This is a genomic window from Aeromonas sp. R4-1, assembly GCF_040908325.1.
GTDB classification, from domain to species: Bacteria; Pseudomonadota; Gammaproteobacteria; order Enterobacterales; family Aeromonadaceae; genus Aeromonas; species Aeromonas veronii.
On the sequence record NZ_JBFODM010000048.1, the window covers coordinates 23,023 to 41,524 of the forward strand.

At 58.4% G+C, this 18,502-nt stretch carries 16 protein-coding genes and 1 pseudogene; 13 read left to right on the forward strand and 4 right to left on the reverse strand.

Annotated features, from left to right (window positions below; all coding sequences use genetic code 11):
* Positions 1–39 precede the first annotated feature (39 nt).
* From AB5Y90_RS07850 to ald, 3 genes are all read right to left on the reverse strand, one after another.
* On the reverse strand, positions 40–1,287 hold the full coding sequence (locus tag AB5Y90_RS07850; protein WP_019445529.1) for a diguanylate cyclase: 1,248 nt from the start codon (positions 1,285–1,287) through the stop codon (positions 40–42).
* Positions 1,288–1,349: 62 nt separating this feature from the next.
* Positions 1,350–2,300 (reverse strand): thioredoxin-disulfide reductase, encoded by a 951-nt coding sequence (trxB, locus tag AB5Y90_RS07855; protein ID WP_019445530.1) that lies wholly within the window; start codon positions 2,298–2,300, stop codon positions 1,350–1,352.
* A gap of 184 nt (positions 2,301–2,484) precedes the next feature.
* Entirely contained in the window at positions 2,485–3,600 is a 1,116-nt protein-coding gene (ald, locus tag AB5Y90_RS07860; RefSeq protein WP_058059143.1) for an alanine dehydrogenase, read from the reverse strand.
* 150 nt (positions 3,601–3,750) lie between these two features.
* Here ald and lrp point away from each other — a divergent pair, with 150 nt between their 5' ends.
* From lrp to serS, 5 genes are all read left to right on the forward strand, one after another.
* A complete protein-coding gene (gene lrp, locus AB5Y90_RS07865) occupies positions 3,751–4,242 on the forward strand; it encodes a leucine-responsive transcriptional regulator Lrp (protein WP_005300047.1) in 492 nt (163 codons plus the stop codon).
* Positions 4,243–4,444: 202 nt separating this feature from the next.
* A complete protein-coding gene (locus tag AB5Y90_RS07870) occupies positions 4,445–6,961 on the forward strand; it encodes a DNA translocase FtsK (protein WP_307895056.1) in 2,517 nt (838 codons plus the stop codon).
* 80 nt (positions 6,962–7,041) lie between these two features.
* The gene (lolA, locus tag AB5Y90_RS07875; protein WP_307895055.1) at positions 7,042–7,650 is read left to right on the forward strand and encodes an outer membrane lipoprotein chaperone LolA; all 609 of its coding nucleotides are present in this window, start codon (positions 7,042–7,044) and stop codon (positions 7,648–7,650) included.
* A gap of 76 nt (positions 7,651–7,726) precedes the next feature.
* On the forward strand, positions 7,727–9,064 hold the full coding sequence (locus tag AB5Y90_RS07880; protein WP_088869179.1) for a replication-associated recombination protein A: 1,338 nt from the start codon (positions 7,727–7,729) through the stop codon (positions 9,062–9,064).
* A gap of 306 nt (positions 9,065–9,370) precedes the next feature.
* On the forward strand, positions 9,371–10,666 hold the full coding sequence (gene serS, locus AB5Y90_RS07885) for a serine--tRNA ligase (RefSeq protein ID WP_139401647.1): 1,296 nt from the start codon (positions 9,371–9,373) through the stop codon (positions 10,664–10,666).
* Positions 10,667–10,668: 2 nt separating this feature from the next.
* Here the strand turns inward: serS and AB5Y90_RS07890 are convergent, their stop codons facing one another.
* Positions 10,669–10,845, reverse strand: a complete 177-nt coding sequence (locus tag AB5Y90_RS07890) for a hypothetical protein (RefSeq protein WP_368166771.1) — start codon at positions 10,843–10,845, stop codon at positions 10,669–10,671.
* A gap of 8 nt (positions 10,846–10,853) precedes the next feature.
* On the opposite strand from AB5Y90_RS07890, the gene AB5Y90_RS07895 reads away from it, so the two are divergent.
* From AB5Y90_RS07895 to AB5Y90_RS07930, 8 genes and pseudogenes are all read left to right on the forward strand, one after another.
* Positions 10,854–11,342, forward strand: coding sequence for a CvpA family protein (locus tag AB5Y90_RS07895; RefSeq protein ID WP_368166772.1), 489 nt, complete (start codon positions 10,854–10,856; stop codon positions 11,340–11,342).
* A gap of 21 nt (positions 11,343–11,363) precedes the next feature.
* Positions 11,364–12,884, forward strand: coding sequence for an amidophosphoribosyltransferase (gene purF, locus AB5Y90_RS07900; protein WP_005351229.1), 1,521 nt, complete (start codon positions 11,364–11,366; stop codon positions 12,882–12,884).
* Positions 12,885–13,090: 206 nt separating this feature from the next.
* Positions 13,091–13,849 (forward strand): tRNA-(ms[2]io[6]A)-hydroxylase, encoded by a 759-nt coding sequence (gene miaE, locus AB5Y90_RS07905; protein WP_076494671.1) that lies wholly within the window; start codon positions 13,091–13,093, stop codon positions 13,847–13,849.
* Positions 13,850–14,152: 303 nt separating this feature from the next.
* Entirely contained in the window at positions 14,153–14,797 is a 645-nt protein-coding gene (adk, locus tag AB5Y90_RS07910; RefSeq protein ID WP_204379905.1) for an adenylate kinase, read from the forward strand.
* 98 nt (positions 14,798–14,895) lie between these two features.
* Positions 14,896–15,870 carry a ferrochelatase gene (gene hemH, locus AB5Y90_RS07915; RefSeq protein WP_335832420.1) on the forward strand — a complete coding sequence of 325 codons (975 nt, stop codon included), beginning with the start codon at positions 14,896–14,898 and terminating at the stop codon, positions 15,868–15,870.
* 34 nt (positions 15,871–15,904) lie between these two features.
* A pseudogene (locus AB5Y90_RS07920) lies at positions 15,905–16,296 on the forward strand (MAPEG family protein).
* Positions 16,297–16,482: 186 nt separating this feature from the next.
* Positions 16,483–17,787, forward strand: a complete 1,305-nt coding sequence (locus AB5Y90_RS07925; protein ID WP_005337079.1) for an inosine/guanosine kinase — start codon at positions 16,483–16,485, stop codon at positions 17,785–17,787.
* 180 nt (positions 17,788–17,967) lie between these two features.
* Positions 17,968–18,330 carry a DUF2750 domain-containing protein gene (locus AB5Y90_RS07930; protein WP_005337077.1) on the forward strand — a complete coding sequence of 121 codons (363 nt, stop codon included), beginning with the start codon at positions 17,968–17,970 and terminating at the stop codon, positions 18,328–18,330.
* Positions 18,331–18,502 lie beyond the last annotated feature (172 nt).

The window sequence follows — 18,502 nt, forward strand, 5'->3', positions numbered from 1 at the left end:
CTGTCGGGCGGTAATACACGGGACTGATGCCCTGAGGATTCAGATAGTTATCTCTTGAGAGACTATCTTGTCGCGACCGGTGTTCTTTGCCTGATAGAGCAGCCGATCCGCTACGCTCAGCGCCTCGTCCATGGATATCCGCCCGACGCTGATCACGCCGTAACTGGCGCGAACAAAGAGCGGGGTTTCCGGTGACAAAGGTTGCTGGCGCAGCTGCTGACGCAGCCCTTCAAGACGCTTGATCAACACGGGGACGGTACAGTGAGGCACCATCATGGCAAACTCCTCTCCGCCAAAGCGGGCGATCATGGCATCGGGGAAGAACTGGGTCAGTAACCGAGTCAGATGGCAGAGCAGTTGATCGCCGATGGCATGGCCCCAGTGATCGTTGACCTGCTTGAAGTGATCCACATCGAGCACACAGAGTGCCAGAGGCGTCTGCTGGCGCTGATGCTCTTCAAACCATTTTTGCCCTTCGTTGAACCAGTAGCGCCGGTTGTAGAGACCGGTCAGGTAGTCGCGATTGGCTGACTCCTGAATGCTGTTGAACTGCTCGAGCGCTTCCAGATTGTGGCTGACCCGACACTGCAGCTCTTCCGGCTCGAACGGCTGGTTGAGAAAGTCGTTGGCGCCTTGCTTGAGGTAGCGAGCAGAGAGACCGCGTTTGTCCGAGACCGAGATCCCGATAATCGCGAGCTGCTGCTTGCTGTATCGCTCTCTCAGCATCCGCACCAGGCTGATGCCATCGATATCCGGCATATAGTAGTCGACCAGTGCCAGCCGGATGTCCGGGTGTTGCTCCAGCATCGCCATCGCTTCACGGGCATGACTGGCCTCATGCACCTGCAACAACTGCTTGCGCAACTGGGCCATGGTGCGGTGACGGGAGGTGCGTGAGTCATCGACCACCAGCACTTCGATGGACTGGTTGAGATAGAGGCGGTGCACCAGACTGACGGCATATTGCAGCGAGTGGCGCGAATCCTTCATCACATAGTCCAGCACGCCGGTTTCCAGCCAGGCGGCACGTTTATCCTCGCTGATGTCGGCAGTGAGGATCACCACCGGCAAACCTCGAGCCAGCAGCTCGTTGACTGCTTCGCCACGGGGCGCATCCGGCAAGGTCAGGTCCACCAGCGCGACCACATACTCCTCGCCCCGGCAGTGACGGGCACCTTCGAGGGTATCGAAGGCGTCAATCTCGAGGCCAGTCTGCTGGGCAATGGCCTGAGTCAGCATACGGCGGATGGTCAGGCTATCTTCGACAATCAATATCTTCTGTTTCATTAGACTCCTTTAAATAAAAAAGGCATACCGACTGGTATGCCTTATATCACAACTACGCTTGTTTATTGCGCGTCGAGGTAGCGTTCGGCATCGAGGGCTGCCATGCAGCCGGTACCGGCAGAGGTGATCGCCTGACGGTAGTTGTGGTCGGCCACATCGCCGGCAGCGAAGACACCTTCAATGCTGGTCTGGGTGGCAAAACCGTCGAGGCCGCCACGTACCTTCAGATAGCCGTTTTGCATCTCCAGCTGGCCATCGAAGATCTGGGTGTTGGGCTGGTGGCCGATGGCGATGAAGACGCCCATCAGCGGCAGCTCGCTGGTGCTGTTGTCCTGAGTGTTGCGCAGGCGCACACCGGTGACCCCCATCTGATCACCCAGCACTTCGTCCAGGGTCTGGTGGGTGTGCAGCACGATGTTGCCGCTCGCAACCTTGTCGTGCAGACGCTTGATCAGGATCTTCTCGGCACGGAATTCGTCGCGGCGGTGGATCAGGTGCACCTTTTTGGCGATGTTGGCCAGATACAAGGCTTCTTCAACTGCGGTGTTGCCGCCGCCGATCACCGCCACTTCCTGATTGCGATAGAAGAAACCGTCACAGGTGGCACAGGCTGAGACGCCGCGCCCCTTGAAGGCCTCTTCGGAGGGCAGACCCAGATACTTGGCGGAGGCACCGGTCGCGATGATCAGGGCATCGCAGGTGTACTCGCCGTTGTCGCCCTTGAGACGGAACGGGCGCTGAGTCAGTTCGACACTGTTGATGTGATCAAACAGGATGCGGGTATCGAACTTCTCTGCATGCTCTTTCATGCGCTCCATCAGGGCCGGGCCGGTCAGCCCTTCCGGATCACCTGGCCAGTTTTCCACTTCGGTGGTGGTGGTCAGCTGACCCCCTTGCTGCATGCCGGTGATGAGCAGGGGATTGAGGTTGGCGCGGGCGGCATAGACGGCCGCGGTGTAACCGGCCGGGCCTGACCCTAAGATCAGCAATTTGCTGTGAGTGACTTGGCTCATGATGTCATTTCCGGGATGTGATGAGTTTGCGCGATTGTAGGTAATTCGTGATCCGGGGTCAAAGGCTGGTGAGTCGATTGCACTAATCGTGTTCACAAGGGGTGACATGCAAAATAAAGGAATAAAAAACCGCCCATCGCGGGCGGATTTTCACTTATCTCCAACTGGCGCAGGCCAGCGCAGATCAGTTCAGCAGGGTCAGGGGATCCGTGTAGGCAAGGCCATGTGCCACGGCCACTTCCTTGCAGGTGAGTTTGCCCTCCATCACGTTGAGCCCGTGCAACAGGTTGGGGTCGCTCAGCAGTGCCTGACGATATCCTTGCTGGGCCAGCTTGATGATAAAGGGGAGGGTGGCATTGTTGAGCGCCACGGTCGAGGTGCGGGCCACCGCCCCCGGCATGTTGGCGACACAGTAGTGCACCACCTCATCGACGATATAGGTCGGATCCTGGTGGGTGGTGGCGTGGGAGGTTTCCACACAGCCGCCCTGATCGATAGCCACATCGACGATGGCAGAACCCGGCTTCATGCGCGCAATGTGGTCACGGCTGACAAGTTTTGGCGCAGTGGCACCCGGCACCAGCACGCCGCCGATGACCAGATCGGCCGCCAGCAGATGGCGCTCCAGCGTCTCGCTGTTGGAGTAAACCACCTTGGCTGCTCCCTGGAACTCGTTATCGAGACGACGCAGGGTATCGACGTTGTTGTCGAGGATGGTGACATCCGCGCGCAGGCCAATGGCCATGCGGGCTGCATTGGAGCCGACCACGCCGCCACCGATGATCACCACCTTGGCTGGTTCGACACCGGGTACGCCGCCGAGCAGCACACCGCTACCACCGCGCGATTTTTCCAGCGCCTGGGCACCCGCCTGAATAGACATGCGTCCGGCCACTTCCGACATGGGGGCCAGCAGAGGCAGGCCGCCACGGCCGTCGGTGACGGTTTCATAGGCGATACAGATGGCGCCGCTTTTCAGCAGGGCTTCGGTCTGGGGCAAGTCTGGCGCCAGATGCAGATAGGTAAACAGGGTTTGACCCGGGCGCAGCATGGCACATTCGACAGGCTGAGGTTCCTTGACCTTGACGATCATCTCGGCTTTGGCGAAAACCTCTGCTGCAGAGGCCAAAATTTCGGCTCCAACAGCGATATAATCTGCATCGCTGAAGCCAATGCCGTTTCCGGCACCGCTTTGGACGAAAACAGTATGGTTTCGTGCTGTCAGTTCACGTACACTGGCCGGAACCATGCCTACGCGGTATTCATGGTTTTTTATCTCTTTAGGTACACCGATAATCATGCTATCCCTCGTCTATAGATTGGTGTTTCATGTTGCCAAAATGTTAACCAACATTTGCGCCTAGTATATTCAGGTATTGACAGGATTTGTGACCATAATTATAAAATGACTGGTGATTCTTACCAAAAAATAGCCAAAGGATGGAATAAAATGATGGAAGCTAAGAGTCGGCTAAAGGATTTGGACAGGATTGACCGCAATATTCTTAATGAACTGCAAAAGGATGGCAGGATTTCGAATGTTGAGTTGTCCAAGCGAGTTGGCCTGAGTCCTACACCGTGTCTGGAACGGGTTCGTCGCCTCGAGCGACAAGGTTATATCGAAGGATATGCCGCTATTCTGAACCCTCATTATCTGGACGCATCTCTGCTGGTGTTTGTAGAGATAACCCTCAATCGCGGGGCGCCTGATGTGTTTGAACAGTTCAACAAGGCTGTTCAGGTGCTCGAAGAGATCCAGGAGTGTCATCTGGTTTCCGGTGACTTCGACTATCTGCTCAAGACCCGAGTCAGCGACATGTCGGCTTACCGCCGTCTGTTGGGGGAAACCCTGCTGCGTCTGCCCGGAGTCAATGACACCCGCACCTATGTGGTGATGGAAGAGGTCAAACAGAGCAGTCGTCTGGTGATCAGCACCCGATAAAGCAGGTTATGCCGTGGTATCTTTTCCATATGAGACACCATGACAGTCAGAAACGAGCGGCCGGTCCGCTCGTTTCTTCTTGTAAAGATAATTGCAAATATGGCCCCGTCCCATCAGGCTCTGGCTGACAATCGATGGGCTTTTCGGGGATACTAGGCCCCCTTATTTCCTGCATTACATGTTTTCAGAAAGGAGCCGGAGTTTGGCCGATAAAAAGCTGTTTACTCCTTTATCAGGTACACAACGGATCTTCGAAGCCGTCTTGATCGCCATCACCCTGATGGCTGCTTATCTTCTGCTTGCCCTGTTGTCCTATCATCCTGCTGATCCCGGCTGGTCCCAGACCTCCTGGCAAGGGGAGGTGAAGAACCTCGCCGGTAGTGCCGGTGCCTGGCTCGCCGATATCACCATGTTTACCTTTGGTGCCTTCTCCTATCTGGTGCCGCCGCTGGTGGTGCTGCTGGGCTGGAGTCTGTTCTGGCGCCCGAGCCGTCTGCTCGATGTGGATTACCTCACCCTGGGGGTGCGGATCATCGGCTTTATCCTGACCGTGCTCGGCATGTCGGCCATTGCCAGCATGAACTTCAACGATATGCAGAACTTCTCCGCCGGTGGTCTGGTGGGGGATGTAATAGCCTCCGCGGTGGTGCCGCTGTTTGGCGGCGTCGGGGCCAACCTGATGCTGCTCTGCTTCGTGGCAACCGGCATCACCCTGTTTACCGGCTGGTCCTGGCTCACCATCGTTGAGCAGATCGGCGCGGCCTGTACCGGTTCGGTCAGCGCTGTTTACCACTTCCCGACCACCCTCGGCCGCTGGCTGACCGGTGGCTGGCGTCAACCCCGCAACGAGGGGCCGGATCCCTTGCTGGAAGGCGGGGTAGGGGCTATCGCGTTTGATGATGAGGAAGATGAGCCACACACCAGCTGGACGCGCAAGCCCAAGGCCAAAAATCAGAAGGCTGCCGCCGAAGAGTGGCTGCCGGAACTCGACGACGATACCTTCGAGTTCGATCCCCAGTTTGATGATGAAGATGATGAGCCGGTTCCGGCTGCCAAGCCGAAACGTGCGGTGGCGGCCGCCAATGGTCGCCGTCAGCCGGTACTGGCTGTGGCCGATGACGATGATGAGGACGATCTGGATCTGCCCTGGGCCGAAGGGGACGACGAGGTCGCTGCGCCGGTAGCCGTCGCACCAACCAAGCCCAAGCGTCGTCCGCAGTCAACAATGCCACCGTTGCCGAGTATCGAGCTGCTCGACCGTCCACCAGCCAAGACCCAGATGATGAGCAAGGATGAGCTGGATCGCATGGGCCGTCTGGTGGAAGCCAAGCTTGCCGACTACAACGTGCAGGCCAAGGTTGTGGGTGTTTATCCGGGTCCGGTTATTACCCGTTTCGAGCTGGATCTGGCGCCGGGCATGAAGGCGAGCAAGATCACCAACCTCTCGCGCGATCTGGCCCGCTCCTTGTCTGCCAGCAGCGTGCGGGTAGTGGAAGTGATCCCGGGTAAAACCTATGTCGGTATCGAGCTGCCCAACCGGGTGCGCCAGACCGTTTACCTGCGCGAAACCCTTGACTGCGATGCCTTCCGCGATAGCCGCAACCCGCTCACCATGGGCCTGGGTCAGGACATCGCAGGGGAGCCGGTGGTGGTGAACCTGGCCAAGATGCCGCACCTGCTGGTCGCTGGTACCACAGGTTCCGGTAAGTCGGTAGGGGTCAACACCATGATCATCTCGATGCTCTACAAGTCATCCCCCGATGATCTGCGCTTCATCATGATCGATCCCAAGATGCTGGAACTCTCGGTCTACGAAGGGATCCCGCATCTGCTGACCGAGGTGGTGACCGACATGAAGGATGCCGCCAACGCTCTGCGCTGGTGTGTGGGGGAGATGGAGCGCCGTTACAAGCTGATGTCGGCAGTCGGGGTGCGCAACCTCAAGGGCTACAACGACAAGGTACTGGCCGCCATCGAGGAGGGGGAACCCCTGCTGGATCCGTTGTGGCGTCCGGGTGACTCCATGGATCAGATGCCGCCAGAGCTGGAGAAACTGCCCCACATCGTGGTGGTGGTGGACGAATTTGCCGACATGATGATGATCGTCGGCAAGAAGGTGGAAGAGCTGATCGCCCGGATCGCCCAGAAGGCGCGGGCCGCCGGTATTCACCTCATTCTGGCGACCCAGCGTCCGTCAGTGGATGTGATTACCGGTCTTATCAAGGCCAACATCCCGACCCGTATTTCGTTCCAGGTATCGAGCAAGATCGACTCCCGTACTATTATCGATCAGGGCGGCGCCGAATCCCTGCTCGGTATGGGCGACATGCTCTACATGCCGGCTGGCACCTCCAACCCGACCCGGGTACACGGTGCGTTCGTCGATGATCACGAAGTGCACAAGGTGGTGGCGGACTGGAAACTGCGCGGCGAGCCGAACTACATCGAGGAGATCCTCTCCGGTGAGTCGGGTGGCGAAGGTGGCAGCGGCGAATATGGCGGTGGTGTCGATGAAGAGCTCGACCCCCTGTTCGACGAAGCGGTCGCTTTTGTGGTGGAGTCCCGCCGTGGCTCGACCTCCAGCGTCCAGCGCAAGTTCAAGATTGGTTACAACCGGGCAGCCCGTCTCATCGAGCAGATGGAGAATCAGGGCATCGTCAGCTCACCGGGTGGCAATGGTCAGCGCGACGTGCTGGCACCGCCGCCGGTGCGGGACTAAGCCTCACCGTTTCATACTATCCTTGGCCATGCCCTCCGCGGGCGTGGCCTTTTATCGAGAGCGTCTTTATGAAGAGCGTGATGAAAAAACAACTGTTGATGGGTACCGTGCTGCTGATGGCCAGCAGCCAGGTGTGGGCCGATGCGGCCAGCGATCTCAAACAGAAGCTGGCGGGTGTCAGCCTCTTCTCCGCCAAATTTGCCCAGACCGTCTATGACAGCAAGGGCAAGGAGCTGCAAAAGGCCAGCGGCGACCTGCTGGTGCAGCGGCCAAACCGTTTCAACTGGCACACCGCCTCGCCTGACGAGAGCCTGATCGTGGCAGATGGTCAGGATGTCTGGGTCTATGATCCCTTCGTCGAGCAGGTCACAGCCCTCAAGCTGAAAGATGCGGTGCTCAACACCCCCTTTATTCTGATCGCCGGCAATGACGACAAGTTCTGGAAGAACTATGACGTGACCCAGCAGGGGGATGTCTACACCGTCACCAGCCGCAACAAGGATGAGCTGATTGCCTCCTTCCGTGTCACCTTCGACAGACAAGACAACATCAGTCGTTTCGATGTGAAAGAGGCGCAAGGGCAGTGGAGTGAATTCACCCTGAGCAACTTCAACCGCAAGCCGGTGCTCAAGGGCAACGAATTTGTTTTCAAGATCCCGAAGGGGGTCGAGCTGGACGACCAGCGCTAATGAGCAAGCGGTCGTTGGATTGCTCGCCACTGCGCCAGTCAAAGGCGAGTGGCGTGACGCTGGGTGGTCAATACAGATGAGCAACTTGTCGCTGGATTTCTCGTCGGACTTTCGTCCGCTGGCGGCCCGGATGCGGCCGCAAAACCTCGACCAGTATATCGGTCAGCAACATATCCTAGGGGCTGACAAGCCCCTGCGCAAAGCCATTCTGGCGGGTCACTGCCACTCGATGATCCTGTGGGGGCCGCCCGGTACCGGCAAGACTACGCTGGCGGAGCTGATGGCTCACTACTGCCAGGCGGAAGTGGAGCGACTCTCTGCGGTCACCTCCGGTATCAAGGAGATCCGCGCCGCCATCGACAAGGCGAAGGAGAACAGCTGGCGCGGGGTGCGCACCATCCTGTTTGTGGATGAAGTGCACCGCTTCAACAAGAGCCAGCAGGATGTGTTCCTGCCTCACATCGAAGATGGCACCATCACCTTTATCGGTGCCACTACCGAAAACCCCTCGTTCGAACTCAACAACGCACTGCTCTCACGAGCCCGGGTCTATCTGCTCAAGCGACTGGAGGAGAGCGATATTCTCGCCATGCTCGATCAGGCGATGACCGATCCCCGTGGTCTCAATGATCCGGCACTCACCTTCGCCCCCGGCGTCAAAGAGGCGCTGGCCAAGGCGGTGGATGGGGACGGGCGAAAATCCCTCAACTATCTGGAGCTGTTGGCCGACATGGCCGAAACCGACAGCACTGGGGCGCGGGTGATCGACAGTGCCCTGCTCGCTGCCGTGGTGGGGGAGCACGTGGCCCGCTTCGACAAGGGGGGCGATCACTTCTACGACCTCATCTCGGCGGTGCACAAATCCATTCGCGGCTCGGCGCCGGATGCGGCGCTCTACTGGTATGCCCGTATGGTGAGCGCCGGTTGCGATCCCCTCTATATTGCCCGCCGCTTGCTGGCTATTGCCTCGGAAGATGTGGGCAATGCCGATCCCCGTGCCATGCAGGTCGCCCTGTCGGCCTGGGATTGTTTCCATCGGATCGGGCCGGCGGAAGGGGAGCGGGCCATCGCCCAGGCGATCGTCTATCTCGCCTGTGCCCCGAAAAGCAATGCGGTCTACACCGCCTGGAAGGCGGCGCTTAATGATGCCAAAAACCTCCCTGACTTCGAGGTGCCGGTGCACCTGCGCAATGCGCCGACCAAGCTGATGAGCGATCTGGGCTATGGCGCCGAGTATCGCTATGCCCATGACGAGCCGGGCGCCTATGCTGCGGGCGAGCAGTATTTCCCGCCCGAGCTTGCCGGCAAGCAGTACTACCAGCCCACCGATCGCGGCCTTGAAAAGCAGATTGGCCAGAAGCTCGATTACCTCCATGAACTGGACAGGCAAAGTCCGCAGCAACGGGGCAAATAGCCCCTTTGTTACCTCGCATGGCTGAAAATTGGTCAGGCGTTTGAATATGCAGGACGGTTTGCGTGCCAAAGTCGGTAAAAACGACACAAATAGTCCCTGTTCGGGCGGGGGGGCGGTCTGCTACACTGCCCGTCTGACCCCGCTTGTCTTGGCCTTGCGCCATCTTCTTGATCTCGAAGGCCTGATAGTTAAGGCCCGATTCTGAAGACGATTGGGGTGCGCCAACCGATGTTAACTTCCGGATCTGTTTCCCAGCCCGTCATGACGACTCAGGCCCAGATCCCATTTTAAAAAAGTAGGTAAACCATGCTGGATCCCAAATATCTGCGCAGCGATATCGAAGAGGCTGCCGCTCGTCTGGCGACACGTGGCTACGTTCTGGACGTAGCGGCTGTCAACGCTCTGGAAGAGAAACGCAAGGATCTGCAGTCCCGTACCCAGGAGCTGCAGGCCGAGCGCAACGCCCGCTCCAAATCCATCGGTGAAGCTGCCCGTCGTGGTGAAGATGTTGCCCCGCTCAAGGCCGAAGTGACCAAAATCAACGACGAGCTGGAAACCAGCAAGGTCGAGCTGGATGCCCTGCTGGCCCAGCTGAAAGCCATTGCCGACGCTATCCCCAACCTGCCGAGCGAGACCACCCCGGTGGGTCGTGACGAGAACGACAACGTGGAAGTGCGCCGTTGGGGTGCCCCGCGCGAGTTCAGCTTCCCGGTACGCGATCACATCGATCTGGGCGAAGCGGCCAAGGGCGTTGACTTCAAAAACGGCGTCAAACTCTCCGGTACCCGTTTCGTGGTGATGAAGGGTCAGATTGCCCGTCTGCACCGTGCCCTGGCTCAGTTCATGCTGGATCTGCACACCCAGCAGCACGGTTACACCGAGTGCTACGTGCCCTATCTGGTGAACCCGGACAGCCTCTATGGCACCGGTCAGTTGCCGAAATTTGCTCAGGACCTGTTCAACACCGGTATCGAAGGTGAAGGGGAAGAAGAGGGCAAGCTGCGCAAGTTCTCCCTGATCCCGACCTCCGAAGTGCCGCTCACCAACATGGCCCGTGACGAGATCTTTGACGCTCAAGAGCTGCCAATCAAGATGACCGCCCACAGCCCCTGCTTCCGCTCTGAAGCCGGTTCCTACGGTCGTGATACCCGTGGCCTCATCCGTATGCACCAGTTCGACAAGGTTGAAATGGTTCAGCTGGTTCACCCGGAGAAATCCTGGGATGCACTGGAAGAGATGGTGGGTCACGCCGAGAAGGTGCTGCAACTGCTGGAGCTGCCGTATCGCGTGATGGCGCTCTCTACCGGTGACATGGGCTTCTGCGCCTCCAAGACCTACGATCTGGAAGTGTGGCTGCCGGCCCAGAACACCTACCGCGAGATCTCCTCTGTCTCCAACTGCACCGACTTCCAGGCGCGCCGCATGCAAGCTCGCGTGCGCATCGACGGCAAGCCGCAACTGCTGCACACCCTGAACGGCTCCGGTCTGGCAGTGGGTCGTACCCTGGTTGCCGTGATGGAGAACTACCAGCAGGAAGATGGCCGCATCGCCATCCCGGCTGCGCTGCAATCCTACATGGGTGGCCTGACCCACATCGGGTAAGTTCACGCCGCAGACCACAACGCCATGGCATTGCCATGGCGTTGTGCATTCTGGCGCCGATCAACCGTTTTAGTGTTGAAAAAATGCGGCTTTGCGGCGTCGCTTTGAACAGTTAACACATTTTTATCAAGCAATGCGCAATCGTTTTTGTTAGACTGCGCCGCAATTTCGCAGGACATCTTTTTCTATGGTCTGGATTGATTACACCATCATCGGCATCGTCGGTTTCTCTGCTCTCATCAGCCTGGTGCGCGGCTTCGTCAAGGAGGCCATGTCTCTTGTCACCTGGTTCGTCGCCTTCTTTATTGCCAGCCATTTCTATCCCGATCTCGCCGTCTATTTCACCTCCTTCTCCGACGCGCTGGTTCGCAACGGTCTGGCCATCGCGGCGCTGTTTGTGGCGACCCTGATCCTCGGCAGCGTGGTCAACTATGTGGTGGGCCTGTTGGTGGACAAGACGGGTCTCTCCGGTACCGATCGGGTGCTGGGGGTCTGCTTCGGTGCAATTCGCGGGGTGATGATCGTCAGTGCCCTGCTTTTTTTCATGGATACCTTCACCAGCCTCTCCCAGAGCGACTGGTGGGTGGCGTCCAAGCTGGTGCCGGAGTTCAAGCCGGTGATCCAGTGGTTTTTCGGGTTCATGTTGAACTCATCCAGTTTTCTTAAACAGGTATAGTGACTTCGAGGTAGCAAAGACATGTGTGGTATTGTCGGTATAGTTGGCACCACCCCCGTCAATCAGGCCCTCTACGACGCCTTGACGGTGTTGCAGCACAGGGGACAGGATGCCGCCGGGATCGTGACCATTGATAGTGGAAACTTCCGGCAACGCAAGGCCAATGGCCTGGTGAAGGACGTGTTTGAAGTGCGCCACATGCAGCGTTTGCAAGGGAACATCGGCATAGGTCATGTCAGATATCCCACCGCAGGTAGCTCAAGTGCCGCTGAAGCCCAACCTTTTTATGTGAACTCGCCCTACGGCATGGTGCTGGCCCATAACGGCAACCTCACCAACGCCAAGGAGCTCAAGGAGCAGCAGTTCAAGGTCGCCCGCCGTCACATCAACACCACCTCCGACTCGGAAGTGTTGCTGAACGTGCTGGCCCACGAGCTGGATCGCTGTGACAAGATGGCCCTGCGTCCCGAAGATATCTTCGCCGCGGTGCGCAGAACCCATCAGCAGATCCGCGGTGCTTATGCGGTGGTCTCGCTGGTGATTGGCCATGGTCTCATCGGCTTTCGCGATCCCAACGGCATTCGCCCGCTGATCCTCGGTCGTCGTCAGGACGAGCAGGGCCAGGTGGAGTACATGCTCGCCTCCGAGAGCGTGGCGCTCGACGCCATCGGTTTCGAGACGGTGCGGGATATTGCGCCGGGTGAAGCCATCTACATCACCGAGCAGGGCCAGCTCTTCTCCGAGCAGTGTGCGGAGAACCCGCAGATGAGCTCCTGCATCTTCGAATACGTCTACTTCGCTCGCCCCGATTCGTGCATCGACAAGGTCTCGGTCTACGCCGCGCGCCTCAACATGGGTCGCAAGCTGGGTCAGAAGATTGCCCGCGAGTGGGAAGATCTCGACGTCGATGTGGTTATCCCCATCCCCGAGACCTCCTGTGACGTGGCGCTGGAGATCGCTCACACCCTGGATCTGCCATACCGTCAGGGCTTCGTGAAGAACCGCTACATCGGCCGTACCTTCATCATGCCGGGCCAGACCCAGCGCAAGAAGTCGGTGCGTCGCAAACTCAACGCCATCAGCTCCGAATTCAAGGGCAAAAAGGTGTTGCTGGTGGATGATTCCATCGTGCGTGGTACCACGTCCGAGCAGATCATCCAGATGGCCCGTGAAGCGGGGGCAGCCAAGGTCTACTTCGCCTCGGCGGCGCCGGAAATTCGCTTCCCCAACGTCTATGGCATCGATATGCCCACCGCCAACGAGCTGATCGCCCATGGCCGCGAAGTGGAAGAGGTGTGCAAGCTGATTGGCGCTGACGGCCTGATTTTCCAGGATTTGGAAGATCTGGAAGCCGCCGTGCGGGAGATCAACCCGGATCTGCGTCACTTCGAGACCTCGGTCTTCAATGGCCACTACGTCACCTCCGATGTGGACCAGTCCTATCTGGATCACCTCAACGCCCTGCGCAACGATGACACCAAAGCGGTGCGTGAATGGCAGGAAGGCACCAGCAATCTGGAAATTTTTAACGAAGGCAGTTAAACGTTTTTCGGTTTTGCCGGATGGGATAGCGAGATGGGGGCCAGTGGCCCCCATTGTCGTTTTTGCCTCACACCGGCAGAAGGGGGAGGAGATATCTGTTTGAAAAATATCCGCTTATCTTGCCGGATATGGGCATGGCCAGCGGGATCCGCTAGCATAGGCGGCAACATATATGATCGATACGCTTTTAAGAGACGAGAGTTCAGATGGATGATCTGCTAGCCCCAGTGCGCCAGTTTTTGCAGTGCGAGACCCCGGATGAGTGGGTGGAGATGGCGCGGGATCCAGCCCGTTTACCGACCTTGCTCATCGATCACGCCAACTGCGAGACCAAGGCCGCACTCACTGCCCACAGTCTGGTGCGCCGCTACTGCCTGCCCAAGGGCAAGCGCCATCTGCTGCCCAAGCTGGAGTTCTATCGCGAGCTGGATGCCATTCCGGAGAAGGCCGAGATCCTGGGCAAACGCAGCATGGGGGAGTCTGATCGCACCGTCTTTGCCGAGCTGGAGCGCAATCCGCTGCTGTTTCCCATGGTGCGGCTCATTCAGGAGGAGCTGCACCACTTCGAGCAGGTGCTGGAGATCATGCAGGCCCGCGGCATCGAATACGGGCCGGTGACGGCCTCCCGCTATGCCCGTCAGTTGATGCAGCATGTGCGCACCCATGAGCCGGCCACCATAGTCGACAAGATGATCATCGGCGCTTACATCGAGGCTCGCTCCTGCGAGCGCTTTGCCAAGCTGGCGCCCCATCTGGACGAAGAGCTGAGCCGCTTCTATGTCTCTTTGCTGCGCTCCGAGGCGCGCCACTATCAGGATTACCTGAGCCTGGCCGAACAGTACGCAGGGGAGGATATCAGCGAGCGGGTGGCCTTCTTTGGCAAGCTGGAAGCTGAGCTTATCTCGTCGCCGGATCCCCAGTTCCGGTTCCATAGCGGCCTGCCTGTCACATCTGACAGTTGTTGACGCACAGGGGGCAAACTACTATTGCCCTGTTCCTACTACGAGCGACAAGTAGTTACTTTTGAGCGCAATTCCCGGCCCTGAGCCGGGATCTTTTTTTCTGTCGTACCTCCTTCCTGCTTTTGGCGCTCTATGCTGAATCCCTGGCTATTTTTGCGTCTTCCCCTTGCGATGAAATCCTGTTCGATCAGCCGGTTATTGTGGTGATAAAGTGCTCATTCAGGTGGCTCACCCTTGTAGAAACGGGCGAAACCGTGTAATTTTTTGCCTTCGCAAGATTTGAATAACCAATCAATAGGAGCGTGTATGCGCATTGTTCTGTTGGGGGCTCCGGGCGCCGGCAAAGGTACCCAGGCTCAGTTCATCATGGAAAAACACGGTATTCCCCAGATCTCCACCGGCGACATGCTGCGTGCGGCGATCAAGGCGGGCACCGAGCTCGGTCTGAAAGCCAAAGCTGTGATGGACGCAGGTCAGCTGGTCTCTGACGACATCATCATCGGTCTGGTCAAAGAGCGCATCGCTCAGCCGGACTGCGCCAGAGGCTTCCTGTTGGACGGTTTCCCGCGCACCATTCCCCAGGCGCAAGCCATGAAGGACGCCGGTGTCGTGGTTGATTTCGTGCTGGAGTTCGATGTGCCGGACGAAGAGATCGTCAAGCGCATGAGCGGCCGTCGCGTTCACTCCGGCTCCGGCCGTACCTACCACGTGGTGTTCAACCCGCCGAAAGTGGAAGGCAAGGATGACGTGACCGGCGAAGATCTGGTGATCCGCGCCGACGACGAAGAGACCACAGTACGCAAGCGTCTGGATGTATATCATCAGCAGACCGCGCCGTTGATCGGTTTCTACGGCAAAGAGGCGGAAGCGGGCCACACCCGTTACGTCAAGATCGACGGCACCCAGCCGGTTGATCTGGTCAGCAAGCAGCTTGCCACCATTCTGGGCTGATCTTTGCTGCCGGCACTGTTTCCCGTGCCATCAGATAAATAAAGAGAAGGGCCCTGTCGGGTCCTTTTTGCATAATGACAGATAGACAGGAAGCCAACGTGACCACGAAAACCGGAATATTGCTGGTCAATCTGGGTACCCCAGCCGCACCGACCACCGCTGCCGTCAAAGCGTTCCTCAGCCAGTTCCTGCACGATCCCCGTGTGGTGGACCTGCCCCGCTACCTCTGGTGCCCGCTGCTCCACTTCATCATCTTGCCGACGCGCTCGCCCAAAGTGGCCAAGCTCTATCAGCAGGTCTGGACCGAGCAGGGCTCGCCGCTGATGGTGATAAGCAAGCAGCAGCGCGCCGCACTGGAGCAGGAGCTCAAGCGGGAGGGGGTCGAGGTGCCGGTGGAGCTGGCGATGACCTATGGTTCCCCGTCAGTGAATGATGGCTGGCAGGCGCTCAAGGCCAAAGGGGTCAACCGGGTGATCCTGTTGCCGCTCTATCCGCAATATTCGGTCAGTACCACCGCCTCGGTCTTCGATGCCTGGGGCAAGGCGATGAAGAGAGAACGCAATCTGCCGTTGGTACGGCTCATTCGTGATTATCACGCCCACCCCGAATACATTCAGGCGCTGGCCATGAGCGTGCGCCGTCACTGGGAGCTGCACGGTCAGGGTGATCACTTGCTGATGTCGTTCCACGGTATTCCCGAGCGCTACGAGAACGAAGGGGACCCCTATGGTCACCAGTGTCGCCATACCGCCAGCTTGCTGGCCGAGGCACTCGGGCTGGAGGCCGGGCAGTGGACGGCCAGTTTCCAGTCCCGCTTTGGCAAGGAGGAGTGGCTCAAGCCCTACACAGACGTGACCATTGGCGGTATGCCTGCTGCGGGCATCAAGCGGCTCGATGTGATTTGCCCTGCCTTTGCGGCCGACTGCCTCGAAACCCTTGAGGAAATTCAGGTACAGAATCGGGAGATCTTCATGGAGGCCGGTGGCGAGCGGTTTGAATATATTCCGGCCCTCAACAGCGATCAGGCCCACATCAGGATGATGGTCTCGCTCATCTGCCGCGAATTGGCATGAGTGACCGGCAGTCAGTCAAACAAGGAGTCGAGTCATGGTACATATCACGCTGATCTACGCAGGCCTGCTGGGGCTGCTGTTTTTGGGGCTATCTTTCTGGGTGGTCAGACGCCGCGCCCAGTTCGGGGTGATGATAGGGCAGGGGGAAGCCCCCGAGCTGCTGGCGGCGATCCGGGCTCACGGCAATTTTGCCGAGTATGTGCCGCTGACCCTGCTGCTGATGGCGCTGTGCGAGCTATCCGGCGCCGGTGCGCTCTGGCTGCATGCCGGTGGCGCCATGCTGTTGGTCGGCCGCATCCTGCATGCCATCGGCATCCAGATCCCCAAAGCCCCAATGTGCCCCGTTTTCTGGGCACCTTGCTGTTCTGGCTCGCCCTCGGCCTCTTTTCGGTACTGGCCCTGTTGCAGGGCATGGCGGCCGCCTGAAAACAGGCGCTTTTTTATGCTAGGGAACCACCCCGGGCGGGGTGGTTTTTTTATGGTGAAAAGGCAAACGTTTTTCTTTGCAAGCCTTGTCTATACTGACTCCATTATTTAAACAGGGCGACTTTTCGGGGCGGCGGATTGTGTTAAAATCCCGCCCCTCTTTCCCCCAGAGCACAGAACATTGCCATGAAATTTCCCGGTCAGCGCAAGTCCAAACACTACTTCCCTGTCGACAGACGCGATCCCCTGGTTCCGCAAAATCCCCTGTTAACCGAGCTGGGCAAAGCCTACGTCGTCGGGATTGATCAGACCCTGGTTGATATCGAAGCCCATGTGGATGAAGACTTTCTGACCCGTTATGGTCTGAGCAAGGGGCACTCCGTCGTTATCAATGACGACGTGGCCGAACGGATTTATGACGAGCTCAAGGCCAACAACATGGTAGTGAGCGAGTTTGCCGGTGGCACCATTGGCAACACGGTACACAACTACTCGGTACTGGCCGATTCCCACTCCATCCTGCTGGGTGTGATGAGTCAGGATATTCGCATCGGCTGCTACGCCTACCGTTATCTGTGCAACACCTCTTCCCGCGTCAATCTGGACTATCTGCAGCCGGTTGATGGCCCCATCGGCCGTTGCTTCACCTTCATCACCGAGTGCGGCGAGCGCAGCTTCGGCATCAACGCCGGCAAGATGAACCAGCTGGATGTGCAGCACATTCCGGAGGATGTGATCAAAGGGGCGTCTGCCCTGGTGATCACCGCCTATCTGGTGCGTGGTGACGATGGTGACCCGATGAAAGAGGCGGCCATGACTGCGGTGCGTTATGCCCGCGAGGCCGGTATTCCCGTGGTGCTGACCCTGGGCACCCGTTTCGTTATCGACGAAAACCCCCAGTGGTGGCGCGACTTCATTGCCGAAAACGTGACCGTGCTGGCGATGAACGAAGACGAAGGTGAAGCCCTGACCGGTATCGCTGATCCGCTCGGTGCGGCCGACAAGGCGCTCGACTGGGCCGACATGGTGCTCTGTACTGCTGGCCCCATCGGCCTCTACATGGCGAGCTACACCGATGAGGACTACAAGCGCGAGACCACTCATACCCTGCTGCCCGGCGTTATCCCCGAGTTCAACATGTATGAGTTCAGCCGCCCGATGGCCCGTGCCAAGTGCCGCAAACCGGCCCGTATCTACTCCCACATCTCCCCGTACATGGGTGGCCCGGAGAAGATCAAGAACACCAACGGGGCAGGGGATGGCGCCCTTTCCGCCGTGCTGCACGACATGGTGGCTAACTCCTATCACCGGATGAATGTGCCCAACTCCGCCAAGCACATCTCCGAGTTCCTGACCTACTCCTCACTGGCCCAGGTGTGCAAATACGCCAACCGCGTCAGCTACGAGGTGTTGGCCCAGAGCAGCCCCCGTCTCTCCCGCGGTTTGCCGGAGAAAGAGGACAGCCTGGAAGAGGTTTACTGGGAGCGTTGATCTCCTGAATCTGCAAGACGCCTCCATCGGGAGGCGTTTTTGCAGGCAAATGGGGGTTATCCCGGCTTTTTTCCCGGAATAATCCCAATATGCTTGAGTCCATGTCACTTTTGCGACACCATTTGGCCATCGTATTGTCGCCCGACAATGCCGCAGCACCCGAAAGAAAGAGAGAATCCCATGAGCATGCTTAACGACAACCTTGACGCCAATTTCCAACTGTTTATCGAACAAGTCCGCGAGTCGGGTCAGGTGTGGGGTCTGCGCTATGGGGAAGACTGGGTCGTCTGCCGCTCCGCCGAATTTGAAGATGCCGACGTGATGCCGCTCTGGTCTGCCGAAGAGGACGCCCGTCTGCACTGTGTTGACGAGTGGGCCGATTACGAGCCGGAAGTGATCGATCTGGAAGAGTTTCTCGATATCTGGATCAACGATCTGGATGAAGATGATGTGCTGGTCGGTCCGAACTGGAACGCCGATCTGGAAGGTCAGGAGCTCGAACCTATCGAGCTGGCCAAGGCTCTGGTTGAACTGGACGCCTGAAAGCGCCTCCATTGATGGCCTGAACGCACAGGCCATCGGGACAAAGACCGGCACCCGTGAGGGTGCCGGTCTTTTTTATGGTCGAATGGCCCGATTGATGAGTTAAAAGCCGATTTGCCTTTGCACCTGTCAGGGGGATGGTCCATCATCAACCTTTTGCCAAGGGAGGAGC

Coding starts and splice junctions, on each gene's coding strand:
- AB5Y90_RS07850 (WP_019445529.1), bottom strand. CDS start 1,287: ATGAAACAGAAGATATTGATTGTCGAAGATAGCCTGACCATCCGCCGT.
- trxB (WP_019445530.1), bottom strand. CDS start 2,300: ATGAGCCAAGTCACTCACAGCAAATTGCTGATCTTAGGGTCAGGCCCG.
- ald (WP_058059143.1), bottom strand. CDS start 3,600: ATGATTATCGGTGTACCTAAAGAGATAAAAAACCATGAATACCGCGTA.
- lrp (WP_005300047.1), top strand. CDS start 3,751: ATGATGGAAGCTAAGAGTCGGCTAAAGGATTTGGACAGGATTGACCGC.
- lolA (WP_307895055.1), top strand. CDS start 7,042: ATGAAAAAACAACTGTTGATGGGTACCGTGCTGCTGATGGCCAGCAGC.
- AB5Y90_RS07880 (WP_088869179.1), top strand. CDS start 7,727: ATGAGCAACTTGTCGCTGGATTTCTCGTCGGACTTTCGTCCGCTGGCG.
- serS (WP_139401647.1), top strand. CDS start 9,371: ATGCTGGATCCCAAATATCTGCGCAGCGATATCGAAGAGGCTGCCGCT.
- AB5Y90_RS07890 (WP_368166771.1), bottom strand. CDS start 10,845: ATGTCCTGCGAAATTGCGGCGCAGTCTAACAAAAACGATTGCGCATTG.
- AB5Y90_RS07895 (WP_368166772.1), top strand. CDS start 10,854: ATGGTCTGGATTGATTACACCATCATCGGCATCGTCGGTTTCTCTGCT.
- purF (WP_005351229.1), top strand. CDS start 11,364: ATGTGTGGTATTGTCGGTATAGTTGGCACCACCCCCGTCAATCAGGCC.
- miaE (WP_076494671.1), top strand. CDS start 13,091: ATGGATGATCTGCTAGCCCCAGTGCGCCAGTTTTTGCAGTGCGAGACC.
- adk (WP_204379905.1), top strand. CDS start 14,153: ATGCGCATTGTTCTGTTGGGGGCTCCGGGCGCCGGCAAAGGTACCCAG.
- AB5Y90_RS07925 (WP_005337079.1), top strand. CDS start 16,483: ATGAAATTTCCCGGTCAGCGCAAGTCCAAACACTACTTCCCTGTCGAC.
- AB5Y90_RS07930 (WP_005337077.1), top strand. CDS start 17,968: ATGAGCATGCTTAACGACAACCTTGACGCCAATTTCCAACTGTTTATC.